This window comes from Pseudomonas sp. AC532 (genome assembly GCF_979258965.1).
This window is the reverse complement of sequence record NZ_OZ409888.1, coordinates 466,800-479,911: the sequence shown is the minus strand read 5'-3', so window position 1 is coordinate 479,911 and position 13,112 is coordinate 466,800. Positions and strand designations below refer to the sequence as shown.

Annotated in this window: 10 protein-coding genes; 2 read left to right on the top strand and 8 right to left on the bottom strand. The window is 63.4% G+C overall.

Annotation, left to right across the window (positions count from 1 at the left end):
* Window positions 1-207 precede the first annotated feature (207 nt).
* Window positions 208-1,527: a Na+/H+ antiporter family protein gene (locus ACZ0AV_RS02305; RefSeq protein ID WP_499149547.1), complete on the top strand. Its 1,320-nt coding sequence runs from the start codon at window positions 208-210 to the stop codon at window positions 1,525-1,527.
* 154 nt (window positions 1,528-1,681) lie between these two features.
* Window positions 1,682-2,746 (top strand): AI-2E family transporter, encoded by a 1,065-nt coding sequence (locus ACZ0AV_RS02300; RefSeq protein ID WP_499149546.1) that lies wholly within the window; start codon window positions 1,682-1,684, stop codon window positions 2,744-2,746.
* A 303-nt stretch (window positions 2,747-3,049) separates the two neighbouring features.
* Here ACZ0AV_RS02300 and nuoN read toward each other — a convergent pair whose 3' ends face one another.
* The 8 genes from nuoN to nuoG are packed head-to-tail and all read right to left on the bottom strand — an operon-like array spanning window position 3,050 to window position 13,066.
* Entirely contained in the window at window positions 3,050-4,537 is a 1,488-nt protein-coding gene (nuoN, locus tag ACZ0AV_RS02295; protein ID WP_499149545.1) for an NADH-quinone oxidoreductase subunit NuoN, read from the bottom strand.
* A 19-nt stretch (window positions 4,538-4,556) separates the two neighbouring features.
* Entirely contained in the window at window positions 4,557-6,086 is a 1,530-nt protein-coding gene (nuoM, locus tag ACZ0AV_RS02290; protein WP_499149544.1) for an NADH-quinone oxidoreductase subunit M, read from the bottom strand.
* Window positions 6,087-6,127: 41 nt separating this feature from the next.
* Window positions 6,128-7,975, bottom strand: coding sequence for an NADH-quinone oxidoreductase subunit L (gene nuoL, locus ACZ0AV_RS02285; RefSeq protein ID WP_499149543.1), 1,848 nt, complete (start codon window positions 7,973-7,975; stop codon window positions 6,128-6,130).
* A complete protein-coding gene (gene nuoK / locus ACZ0AV_RS02280) occupies window positions 7,972-8,280 on the bottom strand; it encodes an NADH-quinone oxidoreductase subunit NuoK (protein ID WP_070883764.1) in 309 nt (102 codons plus the stop codon). The genes nuoL and nuoK overlap by 4 nt, the downstream gene beginning before the upstream one ends.
* Entirely contained in the window at window positions 8,277-8,786 is a 510-nt protein-coding gene (gene nuoJ / locus ACZ0AV_RS02275) for an NADH-quinone oxidoreductase subunit J (RefSeq protein WP_499149542.1), read from the bottom strand. Before nuoJ ends, nuoK begins: the two co-directional genes overlap by 4 nt.
* On the bottom strand, window positions 8,786-9,334 hold the full coding sequence (gene nuoI, locus ACZ0AV_RS02270) for an NADH-quinone oxidoreductase subunit NuoI (protein ID WP_308841101.1): 549 nt from the start codon (window positions 9,332-9,334) through the stop codon (window positions 8,786-8,788). The genes nuoJ and nuoI overlap by 1 nt, the downstream gene beginning before the upstream one ends.
* A 13-nt stretch (window positions 9,335-9,347) precedes the next feature.
* A complete protein-coding gene (nuoH, locus tag ACZ0AV_RS02265; protein WP_499149541.1) occupies window positions 9,348-10,340 on the bottom strand; it encodes an NADH-quinone oxidoreductase subunit NuoH in 993 nt (330 codons plus the stop codon).
* Window positions 10,337-13,066 carry an NADH-quinone oxidoreductase subunit NuoG gene (gene nuoG / locus ACZ0AV_RS02260; RefSeq protein ID WP_499149540.1) on the bottom strand — a complete coding sequence of 910 codons (2,730 nt, stop codon included), beginning with the start codon at window positions 13,064-13,066 and terminating at the stop codon, window positions 10,337-10,339. Before nuoG ends, nuoH begins: the two co-directional genes overlap by 4 nt.
* Between the last annotated feature and the right edge of the window lie 46 nt (window positions 13,067-13,112).

Below are 13,112 nucleotides of genomic sequence, written 5' to 3'. Positions count from 1 at the left end.
AGGCTAACGCTCCAGGCCGCAGGCGCAAAGGACGTTTGTGCTATTTGCTTAGAACCGCTGCGCTTGTTCGGCGGCGAGCCCGCGCCTGCTTTGGGATGTGGTTTTTGACACCTAGGTCAGCTTCCGGCAGAGTGCGACGCTTTTTGCGGGACGCACCCAAAGTCGTCCTCCATGCGCCACCCCAGGCGAGGATTCCAGGAGCCTTTCATGAACGCAGTCATCGCCGCCGTCGGCATCATGCTGATTCTCAGCCTTTGCAGGGTCCATGTCGTGGTCGCGCTGATCGTCGGAGCCCTGGCCGGCGGGATGATCGGTGGGCTCGGTATCGAAGGTTCACTGACGGCCTTCAACAAGGGGCTTGGCGGCGGCGCTACGGTGGCGCTGTCCTACGCCTTGCTGGGCGCCTTCGCCGTGGCGATCGCCAAATCCGGTCTGGCCCACGCCTTGGCCGACAAGGCGCTGGTGCTGGTTGGCCGCCAGGATTCGCAACGCGGTGGCGGGGCGTTGAAATGGATGTTGGTCGGCCTGCTTCTGGCCGTGGCGATCGCCTCGCAGAACATCCTGCCGATCCACATCGCCTTCATCCCGTTGCTGGTGCCGCCGCTGCTTTACGTAATCACCCGGCTGCAGATCGACCGCCGGCTGATCGCCTGCGTGCTGACCTTCGGGCTGGTAACTCCCTACATGTTCCTGCCGGTCGGTTTCGGCAATATCTTCCTCAACGAAATACTGTTGGCCAACGTGGCTCGCAGCGGCGTGGATGTAGCTGGCGTGAACGTAAGCCATGCCATGCTGATACCCGCCATCGGCATGCTCGTGGGGCTGTTACTGGCGCTGTACACCTATCGCCGCAAACGCAGCTACGACCTGGCCAGAGTCGAGCGCACCGAGCGCGTGGCGGTGAGCTACAACGCACGCAGCCTGTTGGTTGCTGCCGTGGCCGTAGCGGTGGCCTTTGGTGCGCAGCTGTGGCTCGATTCGATGATCATCGGGGCGCTGCTCGGTTTCGTGGTGTTCTCCGCCTCCGGCATTGTGCGCTGGAAGGAGACCGATGACCTGTTCACCGAAGGCATGAAAATGATGGCGATGATCGGCTTCATCATGATCGCCGCGTCAGGCTTCGCCGAAGTGATGCGTGAAACGGGGGAAATCAACGGCCTGGTCGATGCCAGCGCCGCCTGGATCGGCGACAGCAAGGGGCTCGGCGTGCTGGTGATGTTGCTGGTCGGCCTGCTGGTGACCATGGGTATCGGCTCCTCGTTCTCGACCGTACCGATCATTGCCGCGATCTTCGTGCCCCTGTGCATGCAGCTTGGCTTCAGCCCGCTGGCCACGGTTTGCATCGTCGGTACCGCCGGTGCCATCGGTGATGCCGGCTCGCCCGCCTCAGACTCTACCCTGGGCCCGACTGCCGGGCTCAATGTCGACGGCCAGCATCACCACATCTGGGATACCGTAGTGCCGACTTTTCTGCACTACAACCTGCCGCTGCTGGTGTTCGGCTGGATCGCCGCCATGGTTCTGTAGGCTGGTAAACCCTTCGGCTGCAAAAGCGGACTGGAGTGCCCTGGCGGCCATTCGGGACAGGACTTGCGCGGGCAAGGACGCCCGTACAACAAGTTTGTCGCACTTTGTCCGGCCGGCAGCAGACTAACGGGCATACCCAGCCTGTGATCCGACCATGCCGACCACCTCGCTCGAAAAGAAAACCTTCATTCTCCTGCTCATCATGGTGACGATCGCCTTTCTGTGGATCCTGCTGCCGTTCTACGGCGCCGTGTTCTGGGCGATGGCACTGGCAGTGGTGTTCGCCCCCCTGCAACGGCGCATGGCCCAGCGCATTGGCGGGCGGGGCAACCTGTCGGCGCTGCTGACACTGCTGATCTGCCTGCTGGTGGCGATCCTGCCGGTGATCTTCATCACCTCGGCGCTGGTCGCCGAGGGCACCAGCATCTACCAGCGCATCGAGTCCGGCGAGCTTGACGTGGGCGCTTACGTGACCAGCACCCGGGAGATGCTGCCGCCGTTCCTGCAACAGCACATCGACCGCTTCGGCATGGGCGACCTCAATGACCTCAGCGAGCAGGTCTCCAGTGGCGCCGCCGCGGGCAGCCAATACCTGGCGACCAAAGTGTTCGCGATTGGCCAGGGCACGTTCCAGTTCATCATCAGCTTCTTCATCATGCTGTACCTGCTGTTCTTCCTGCTGCGTGACGGCCAGGAACTGGTTCGCGACATTCGCATGGCCATTCCGCTGGGCGACAACACCAAACGTCGCCTGCAGATCAAGTTCACCCGGGTGGTACGCGCCACGGTCAAGGGCAACATCGTCGTGGCCGCCGTACAGGGCGCCCTGGGCGGGTTGATCTTCTGGGTGCTGGGCATTCCCAGCCCGCTACTGTGGGGCGTGCTGATGGCCTTTCTGTCGCTACTGCCGGCTGCCGGTGCGGGGATCGTATGGGCTCCGGTAGCGGCCTATCTGTTTCTCAACGGCAGCGTCTGGCAAGGCGTGGTGTTGACCCTGTTCGGCGTGCTGGTAATCGGCCTGGTGGACAATATCCTGCGACCGATACTGGTCGGCAAGGACACCCGCCTGCCCGATTACCTGATCCTCATCTCCACGCTGGGCGGCATGGCGCTGCTGGGCCTGAACGGCTTCGTGATCGGCCCGCTGGTGGCCGCCTTGTTCGTCGCCAGCTGGAACCTCTTCAGCGCGGGCAAGAAAACGGTCCGCCTGCCCGAATAACAGCGCGCGCCAACCAAAACGGCTGCCTAAAAGGCAGCCGTTTTTCTTTGTCACTCGGACGGTAGCCTGGCTAGAGCGCAGCGATACCCGGGAGCGGGGGAGGAAATGAGGGCATCTTCTAGCCCGCTCCCTGCGCATCGCTTCGCTCATCAGCAGGCTACGAAAGCACGATCACCGGACCCGTAGCCTGGATGAAATGAAGTGAAACCCGGGGAGCAGCCTGGCGAAGACCAACCCGCTGCGTGAGGGACAAACAAAAACGGCTGCCCAATGGCAGCCGTTTTTCATGACGCCAGGCTCGGGTCAGAGCGCCACAGTGGCCAAGCCAGCCTGCTGTACCAGGTCCAGCAGCGGCTGCGGGTACACGCCGAGGATGAAGGCCAGGATGGTCACCAGAATCAGCATGATCCCGCCGGCACGCTGGCCCCAGTTGAACTGGGCATCGTGGCGGTGCAGGTTGGGCTCGTTGAGGAACAGCGTGACCATTACCCGCAGGTAGTAGAACACCGCGATGGCACTGCCGAGGATCAGCGCGCCGATCAGCCACCACAATTGCGCCTGCACACCGGCGGCAATGACGTAGAACTTGCCGATGAAGCCCGCAGTCAGCGGAATGCCGGCCAGCGACAGCATCATCACCGTCAGCACTGCGGTCAGGTACGGGCGCCGCCAGAACAGCCCGCGGTACTCGTACAGGGCATCGGCGTCACGGCCGTTGTAGGGCGTGGACATCAGGGTGATCACGCCGAATGCGCCCAGGCTGGTGAGCACGTAGGTTGCCATGTACACGCCGATGGCCTCGACGGCCAGGCCCTTGCTGGCGATCAGCGCGACCAGCAGATAGCCGAAGTGGGCAATGGACGAATAACCGAGCAGACGCTTGAGGTTGCTCTGCACCAGGGCCAGCAGGTTGCCAAACAGAATCGAGGCGATGGCGATGACCGTCAGCAGATCGTTCAGCCAGCCACCGGCGGTGGCCGGGGAGAGCTGATAGAGGCGCAGCAGCACGGCGAACACCGCCACCTTGCTGGCGGTGGCCAGGAACGCCGCAACCGGCGCCGGGGCACCTTCGTAGACGTCCGGCGTCCACAGGTGGAACGGCACCATGGACAGCTTGAACGCCAGGCCGATGAGCATCATGCCGATGCCGATCTGTACCAGTTGGCTGCCGCTGGCGCCGGCCAGGCTGGCACCGATTTCGGCGAAGCTCAGGCTGCCGGCGTCGGCGTACAACAGCGCCATGCCGAACAGCAGGAAGGCGCTGCCGGCCGCCGACAGCACCATGTACTTGATGCCGGCTTCCAGCGAGCGTTTGTTGAAGTAGGCGTAGGCGATCATCCCGTAGGTCGGTACCGAGAGCAGCTCCAGGCCGATGAACAGGCCCGCCAGGTGCTCGGTGCTGACCAGCACCAGGCCGCCGGCCGCGGAGAGCAGCAGCAGCAGGTACATTTCCTCGCGGTTGCGCGGGTAGCCCTTGGTCTTGCCATCGCTGACCGTCGCCTCACCCAGGTAGGCGTGGGTCAAGGTCACGCAGGCCAGCGTGGCGATCAGTACCAGCGCCATGTAGTAACAGGCGAAGGTGTCGATCTGCATCAGCGGGGTGACCTGCAGCGGGGTCACGCCGATGGTCGGCAGCAGCGACAGCAGGGCGGCGTTGAGGCCGATTACCGAGAGCACGCAGGTCATGCCATGGCTGCGTTTCCAGGCGATGGCCAGCATCACCACCACCACGGTGGCGCAGGTGACCAGCAGCGGTAGCAGGGCGATCAGGTGTTGGGTGGTGAATTCCACAGCGTGATGTTCCATAGCGTTACTGGCCCGTAGCGAGTTGATTGAGGGCGCCACTGAACCACTGCTGCACGCCTTGCATGCTGGCGGCAGAGGTATCGAGCACCGGCTGCGGGTAAACACCGAGCAGGATCAGCAGCACGGCCAGGCACAGCACCATGCTCAGTTCACGAAATTGCAGGCCGGGTAGCGGGCTGTCGTTCTTGACCGGGCCGAAGTGCGCGCGGTGAATCATGATCAGCGAGTACACCGAACCCAGGACCAGGCCGGTGGCGGCGATTACGGTGACCCAGGGCGCGGCCGGGAAGCTGCCGATCAGGATCAGGAACTCGCCGACGAAGTTGCCAGTGCCGGGCAGGCCCAGCGCCGCGGCCGCGAAGAACAGGCTCAATGCCGGCAGCCAGGACATGCGTGCCCAGATCCCGCCCATCTCGCGCATGTCACGGGTGTGCAGGCGTTCGTATAGCTGGCCGCAGAGGATGAACAGCGCCGCTGCCGACAGGCCGTGCGCCATCATCTGCACCACCGCGCCCTGCAGGGCGATCTGGCTACCGGAATAGATGGCGATCAGCACGAAGCCCATGTGCGACACGCTGGAATAGGCCACCAGGCGCTTGATGTCGGTCTGCGCGAAGGACAGCAGCGCACCGTAGATGATCGCGAACACACCCAGGTACATGGCGATTGGCGCGAACTCCGCTGACGCGTTGGGAAACAGCGGCAGGGCGAAGCGCAGCAGGCCGTAGGCGGCGGTTTTCAGCAGGATGCCGGCCAGGTCCACGGAACCGGCGGTAGGCGCCTGGGCGTGGGCGTCCGGCAGCCACGAGTGGAATGGCACCACCGGAAACTTGACCGCGAAGGCGATGAAGAAGCCGAGCATCAGCAGGTATTCGGTGCCTTCCGACAGTTCGGTCTTGAGCAGGTCCGCGTAGTTGAAGGTGAAAACGCCAGTCTGGTTGAAGTGCACGAACACCAGGCCGAGTATCGCCACCAGCATCACCAGGCCGCTGGCCTGGGTGAAGATGAAGAACTTGGTCGCCGCGGTGATGCGGCTCTTGCCAGGGCTGCCGCTATGACCCCAGAGCGCGATGAGGAAATACATCGGCACCAGCATCATTTCCCAGAAGAAGAAGAACAGGAACAGGTCGATGGCCAGGAATACGCCGACCACGCCGCCCAGGATCCACATCAGGTTGAGATGGAAGAAGCCGACGCGGTTGTGAATCTCGCTCCACGAGCAGAGTACCGAGAGCACGCCGAGCAGGCCGGTCAGGGTGACCATCAATACCGACAGGCCATCCATCGCCAGGTGGATGCTGATGCCGAAGCGCGCGATCCACTGCACCTGGAACTCGTGGGCCCAGCGCGGCTCGGCGCCTGGCGCCGGGGCCAGGCTGAAGTCGCCGGTGCCCCACAGCCACAGGCCGAGGCCGAACAGCAGGGACATGGTCAGCAGGGCGATCCAGCGTGGCAGGGTGGCGCCGAAGCGCTCGCCTTGCCAGCACAACAGGCCGCCGATGAAGGGAATCAGGATTAGCCAAGGCAGAATCATGACGGACGGGATTCCTTAGAAAAAGTATTCGGGATCATCGGTCAGGCCACCAGCACGGCGGCAAGCACCAGCACGGCGCCCCCGGCGATGGAGATGGCGTACCAGCGCAGATGTCCGGTCTCGCTGCGGCTCAACACGCCATGACCGCCGCGCGCCAGGCGCGGGATGATGCCTATGGCACCATCGATGGGGTCACGGGCGAGCACCCGGCAAAGGAACAGGTAGGGCTGCACGAAAATCTTGTCATAGAGCCAGTCGAAGCCCCAGGCCGCGAACCACCAGGCCGACAGGAAACGACCCGGCGCGCTGCTGGCGACCGCAGTCGTAAAGCTGCGCTTGCCAAGGAACAGCATCGCGGCCAGCAGGATGCCGGCCAGGGCGATGCAGCCCGAGACGATTTCCAGGCTGTGCTTGGCCTCACCACCGGCATGCCCGGCACTTTGCGGCAACACGCCGGCCAGCGGCGGGGTGATCCAGGCGCCGATGAACGTCGACAGCACGATCAGCACCAGCAGCGGCAGGTTGTGGGCGATGCCATGGCCGGCATGGGCCTCGGTTTTCTGCTCGCCATGGAAGGCGATGAAGATCAGCCGGAAGGTGTAGATCGAGGTCATGAAGGCGCCCAGCAGGCCGGCGTAAAGCAGGCCGGAGTTGCCGCTGGCGAAGGCTTCCCAGAGGATTTCGTCTTTCGAATAGAAACCCACGGTGATCAGCGGCAGCGCCGCCAACGCCGAGCCGCCGACGATGAAGCTGGCGTAGGCCAGAGGCAGCTTCTTCCACAGGCCGCCCATCTTGAAGATGTTCTGCTCATGGTGGCAGGCATGGATCACCGAGCCGGAGGCGAGGAACAGCAGCGCCTTGAAGAAGGCGTGGGTCATCAGGTGGAAGATCGCCGCGTCCCAGGCACCCACGCCCAGGGCCAGAAACATGTAGCCGATCTGGCTCATGGTCGAGTAGGCAAGGATGCGCTTGATGTCGGTTTGCACCAGGGCCGCAAAGCCTGCCAGCACCAGGGTCACGCCGCCAACGATACCGACCAGCTCGAGAATCTCCGGGGTCAGCAGGAACAGGCCGTTGGTACGGGCGATCAGGTACACGCCGGCGGTGACCATGGTCGCCGCGTGGATCAGCGCAGAAACCGGGGTTGGGCCGGCCATCGCATCGGCGAGCCAGGTCTGCAGGGGCAGCTGGGCAGACTTGCCCACCGCGCCGCCGAGCAGCATCAGGGTCGCCAGCCACAGCCAGGTATCACCGGCTGCGTATTTCTGTGGGGCCAGTACCATCAGCTCCTGAATGTTCAGGGTGCCGAGGTTGAGGAACAGCAGGAACAGGCCAATCATCAGGAACACGTCGCCGATGCGCGTGACGATGAAGGCCTTCAGCGCCGCGTTACCGTTGGGCACGTGTTTGTAGTAGAAGCCGATCAGCAGGTACGAGCACAGCCCAACGCCTTCCCAGCCGAAGAACAGGGTCATCAGGTTGTCGCCGAGTACCAGCAACAGCATGCTGAAGATGAACAGGTTGGTATAGGACAGGAACCGCGAATAGCCCTCTTCGCCGCGCATGTACCAGCTGGCGAACATATGGATCAGGAAGCCCACGCCGGTGACCACACCGAGCATGGTCAACGACAGGCCATCGAGGTACAGGGTGAAGCTTGGCGTCAGGCCCTCGACGCTCATCCACTGCCAGAGGGTCTGGGTGTACACACCGCCGGCGGGCGGCGCGGTGTTGAACTGCCACATGATCCAGGCCGTGGTCAGCGCCGAGAGGCCGACCGAGCCGACGCCGATGATCGCCGCGACGGTTTCCGAGAGACGCCCGCGGGAAAAGGCCAGGATGAACCAGCCAATCAGGGGGAATACTAGGGTCAGGAATAGAAGATTCATCCGCGCATCTCGCTGGCTGCGTCGATATCGAGGGTGTGAAAGCGGCGGTACAGCTGCAGCAGGATCGCCAGGCCGATGCTCGCTTCGGCGGCGGCCAGGGCGATGATCAGGATGAACATGATCTGCCCATCAGCCTGGCCCCAGCGCGCACCCGCAACGACGAAGGCCAGGGCGGCTGCGTTCATCATCACTTCCAGGCTCATCAGCACGAACAGGATGTTGCGCCGCACCATCAGGCCGACCAGGCCAAGACTGAACAGCACGCCGGCCAGCGCCAGGCCGTGCTCCATTGGAATACCGTTCATGGCGTAGCGTCCTTGATGTCGTTGCGGCCAAGGTGATAGGCGGCGACCAGCGCGGCGAGCAGCAGCATGGAAGCCAGCTCAACGGCGAGCAGGTAGGGGCCGAACAGGTGAATGCCGACGGCTTTGGCATCGACCGTGGTATGGCCAATGGTGGCGCCGCTCGGTACGGCGAACAGCACGTACAAGAGCTGCCCGAGCAGGATCGCGGACAGCGCCGCCGGGCCGATCCAGATGCCCGGCGTCAGCCAGGTGCGTTCCTGTTCGACCGAGGCCGGGCCGAGGTTGAGCATCATCACCACGAACACGAACAGCACCATGATGGCGCCCGCGTAGACGATGATTTCCAGGGCGCCGGCGAACGGCGCGCCAAGGCTGAAGAACACCATGGACACGGCCAGCAGCGAGATGATCAGGTAGAGCAGGGCGTGCACCGGATTCTTGCTGGTGATCACCCCAACGGTGGAGGCCACGGCGACCCCCGCTGAGAAATAGAAGGCAAATTCCATTATGGCAACAACCCTTTGACGTTGATCGGCTCGGCTTCGTCCTGCGCAGCGCCTTTCGGCTTGCCGGCAATGGCCATGCCGGCCACGCGGTAGAAGTTGTAGTCCGGGTTCTTGCCTGGGCCGGAAATAAGCAGGTCTTCCTTCTCGTACACCAGATCCTGACGTTTGAACTCGCCCATCTCGAAATCCGGGGTGAGCTGGATCGCGGTGGTCGGGCAGGCTTCTTCACACAGGCCGCAAAAGATGCAGCGCGAGAAGTTGATACGGAAGAAATCCGGGTACCAGCGGCCGTCTTCGGTTTCCGCCTTTTGCAGCGAGATGCAGCCCACCGGGCAGGCCACGGCGCACAGGTTGCAGGCCACACAGCGTTCTTCGCCGTCAGGGTCGCGGGTCAGCACGATGCGACCGCGATAGCGCGGCGGCAGGTAAACCTGCTCTTCCGGGTATTGCAGGGTGTCGCGCTTGCGAAAACCATGGCTGAAGACCATGGCCAGGCTGCGCAACTGGGTACCGGTACCGACCAGCACATCCCATATGTATTTGAACATTTTACGATTCTCCTTACTGGGCCGTGGCCAGCACGACGGCGCCGGTCACCAGCAGGTTGATCAGGGTCAGCGGCAGACAGAACTTCCAGCTGAAGGCCATGACCTGGTCATACCGCGGGCGCGGAATGGACGCGCGCAGCAGGATGAAGATCATGATGAAGAAGCAGGTCTTGATCGCGAACCAGAAGAACGGGATCTGCGGCAGGATGCCGAACGGGCCGTGCCAGCCGCCGAAAAACAGCGTTACCAGCAGGGCGGAAATGGTCACGATGCCAATGTACTCACCGACGAAGAACATGCCCCATTTCATGCCGGCATACTCGATGTGGTAGCCGTCGGCCAGCTCCTGCTCCGCTTCGGGCTGGTCGAAAGGGTGACGGTGGGTTACCGCGACGCCAGCGATGAAGAAGGTACAGAAGCCGAAAAACTGCGGAATGATGAACCACAGGTTTTCGGCCTGGTAGTCGACGATCTCACGCATGTTGAACGAGCCGACCTGAGCAACGATGCCCATCAACGCCAGGGCCAGGAACACTTCGTAGGAAACGGTCTGGGCCGAGGCGCGCAGCGCGCCGAGCAGGGCGAACTTGTTGTTGCTCGACCAGCCGGCGAAGAGCACGGCGTATACCGACAGACCGGCCATGGCGAAGAAGAACAGGATGCCGATGTTCAGGTCCGCCACGCCCCAGTTGGGGGTGATCGGGATGATCGCGAAGGCGACCAGCATGGCGCCCATGCCGATGACCGGAGCCAGGGTGAAGATCACCTTGTCGGCGAACGGCGGCGTCCAGTCTTCCTTGAAGAACATCTTGATCATGTCGGCAGCGATCTGGAACATGCCGAACGGGCCAACGCGGTTCGGGCCGTAACGGTCTTGCCACCAGCCGAGCAGGCGGCGCTCGACGAAGCTCAGCAGCGCGCCGCAGACCACCACGGCGAGCAGGATGACAATGGCCTTGAGCACTTCCTGAATGATGTCGAGCAACCCGGGAGTCAGCCAGCTCATTGCAAGGCCTCCCCGATGCCGGTCACCGACGCACCGGCGATGCCAGCCGGAATGCCCGTCAGCCCAGACGGCAGGCCGACCAGGCCGATGCCCAGCTCTTCGCTGACACGCAGCGGCAGACGCAGCACCTGGCCGTTGACGTTCAGTTGCACCAGCGTGCCATCGTTGACGCCGAGGCGATCGGCTTCGTCCCTGGCCAGCGCCACGTACGCTTCAGGCGTGCGTTCGGCGATCGGTGCGGCGCGCGACGACATTTCCTCGCTGCCGAACAGGTGATGCAGCGGCACTGCCTGCCAGGTGCCGTGAGCCGGGTTGAACGCGCCCGGGGCGCTGAACCAGCCAAGGCTTGCGCCTCTGGCTTCGATCAGGCGTACGCCCGGATCGCCAGCGCGCAGATGACCACCGACTTCGTCCTGGAACTTGTTCCAGGCCTGCGGCGAGTTCCAGCCTGGCGACCAGGCGAAAGGAATCTGCTGACGGTCTTCCTTGCTGCCCGAATAGCCTTCCATCGAGAAGGCGAAGGCCGAGTCCTTGTCCTGCGGCTGACGCGGCTCATGCACACTGATGTTGGCGCGCATGGAGGTACGGCCACTGTAGCGATGCGGTTCGCGGGCAAGCTTCATGCCCTTGATGCGGAACGACGCGCCCGGCGCGGCATCGCGGATGCCGGCCAATTGGGGATTGCTTTCGGCGCATGCGGCGGTGACCTGATCCAGCTGGGTCCAGTCGACATTGCGGTTGTGCAGCGTGCTGTGCAGCGCGTGCAGCCAGCGCCAGCCTTCACGCACCAGAATGTTGGCGTCGTAATAGGACGGGTCGTACACCTGGAAGAAACGCTGGGCGCGGCCTTCCTGGCTGACCAGGGTGCCATCGCCCTCGGCGAAGCTGGCCGCTGGCAGCAGCAAATGCGCCTTGGCGGTGGTCGCTGTGCTCTGATGGTCGGCGACGATCACCACTTTGGCGGCCTTCAACGCGGCGTCCACCCGCGCGGCATCGGCGCGGTGATAGAGGTCGTTCTCCAGTACCACCACGGCATCGACCTGGCCCGAGATCAAAGCCTCGAGCGCATCATCCAGGCTGTTGCCGGCGAAGCGTTCAGCCATCAGCAGGGCCAGGCCCATGCTGTTGGCTTCCGGCACCACCAGGCTGATCGAGCCATTTTTCTCACGGTTTTTCAGGGCGCTGGCGATATTCGCGGCGGCTTCGATCAGGGCGCGGTTGCCCAGCGAAGCACCGGAGACGATCAATGGCCGTTTGGCGTCGAGCAGGGCTGTGGCGATGCGCTGTACCAACTCGGCGGCTTCGCCATCCAGACCGTCGACCGCAGGCGCGCTCGGGTCGATGGCGTGGGCCACGGCGAAGCCGATGCGGGCCAGATCATCCGGCGCGGCATGCACGCACTGCTCGGCGATGTCGTCGAGGCGCGTGGCGGTGACGCTGGCGATGAACAGCGGATTGAGCGCGTTCTGGGCGACGTTCTGCACGGCCGCCATGTGCCAGTCCTGGATCTTCGCGCCGGCAGCGATTTCGGTGGCCTTGCCTTTGACCGATTGGCGCAGTGCCAGGGCGACACGCGCCGCGGTCTGGGTCAGGTCTTCACCGAGCACGAATACCGCATCGTGGTTCTCGATGTCGCGCAGGGTCGGTACCGGCAGCGGGCCGTTCTGCAGGATGTCGCGGATCAGGCGGATGTTGGCCTGCTCGCCGGCCGTGATGCCGGAATAAAAGTTGGCCTCACCGACCAGTTCGCGCAGGGCGAAGTTGCCTTCCAGGCTGGCACGCGGCGAACCGATGCCGATTACCTTGCGGTTTTTCAGCAGGGCGGCGGCCTGGTCGAGTGCCGAGTCCAGGCCCATCTTCATCTTGCTGAGCATCATCATCGGCTGACGCGGGCGGTCTTCACGGTTGACGTAGCCGTAGCCGAAACGACCCCGGTCGCACAGGAAGTACTGGTTCACCGAGCCGTTGAAGCGGTTCTCGATGCGGCGGATCTCCCCATAGCGTTCGCCCGGGCTGGTGTTGCAACCGCTGGAGCAGCCATGGCAGATGCTCGGCGCGAACTGCATGTCCCACTTGCGGTTGTAGCGTTCGGAGTGGGTCTTGTCGGTGAACACGCCGGTCGGGCAGACCTCGACCAGGTTGCCGGAGAACTCGCTCTCCAGGGTGCCGTCTTCGACGCGGCCGAAGTACACGTTGTCATGCGCGCCGTAGACGCCCAGGTCGGTACCGCCGGCGTAGTCCTTGTAATAGCGCACGCAGCGATAGCAGGCGATGCAGCGGTTCATCTCGTGGGCGATGAACGGGCCGAGTTCCTGGTTCTGGTGCGTGCGCTTGGTGAAGCGATAACGCCGGGCGTTGTGGCCGGTCATCACCGTCATGTCCTGCAGGTGGCAATGGCCGCCTTCCTCGCAGACCGGACAGTCGTGCGGGTGGTTGGTCATCAGCCATTCGACCACGCTCTTGCGAAAGGCCACGGCCTCTTCGTCGTCGATGGAAATCCAGCTGTTGTCGGTGGCTGGCGTCATGCACGACATGACCAGGCGGCCGCGCTTGTCGTTTTCATCGGTGTACTGCTTCACCGCACACTGGCGGCAGGCGCCGACGCTGCCAAGCGCCGGGTGCCAGCAGAAGTAGGGGATATCGAGTCCGAGGGACAGACAGGCCTGCAGCAGGTTGTCTGCACCATCGACTTCAAGATCTTTGCCGTCTACGTGGATAGTGGCCATTTTTCTTCAGTCTTCGTTTGCCCACCCGAAGGTGGACGGGCTAAGG

Bases quoted from the DNA above. Each gene is read 5' to 3' on its own strand.
- ACZ0AV_RS02300 (WP_499149546.1), top strand. From the start codon at position 1,682: ATGCCGACCACCTCGCTCGAAAAGAAAACCTTCATTCTCCTGCTCATC.
- nuoG (WP_499149540.1), bottom strand. From the start codon at position 13,066: ATGGCCACTATCCACGTAGACGGCAAAGATCTTGAAGTCGATGGTGCA.
- nuoL (WP_499149543.1), bottom strand. From the start codon at position 7,975: ATGAATCTTCTATTCCTGACCCTAGTATTCCCCCTGATTGGCTGGTTC.
- nuoK (WP_070883764.1), bottom strand. From the start codon at position 8,280: ATGAACGGTATTCCAATGGAGCACGGCCTGGCGCTGGCCGGCGTGCTG.
- nuoM (WP_499149544.1), bottom strand. From the start codon at position 6,086: ATGATTCTGCCTTGGCTAATCCTGATTCCCTTCATCGGCGGCCTGTTG.
- nuoH (WP_499149541.1), bottom strand. From the start codon at position 10,340: ATGAGCTGGCTGACTCCCGGGTTGCTCGACATCATTCAGGAAGTGCTC.
- ACZ0AV_RS02305 (WP_499149547.1), top strand. From the start codon at position 208: ATGAACGCAGTCATCGCCGCCGTCGGCATCATGCTGATTCTCAGCCTT.
- nuoI (WP_308841101.1), bottom strand. From the start codon at position 9,334: ATGTTCAAATACATATGGGATGTGCTGGTCGGTACCGGTACCCAGTTG.
- nuoJ (WP_499149542.1), bottom strand. From the start codon at position 8,786: ATGGAATTTGCCTTCTATTTCTCAGCGGGGGTCGCCGTGGCCTCCACC.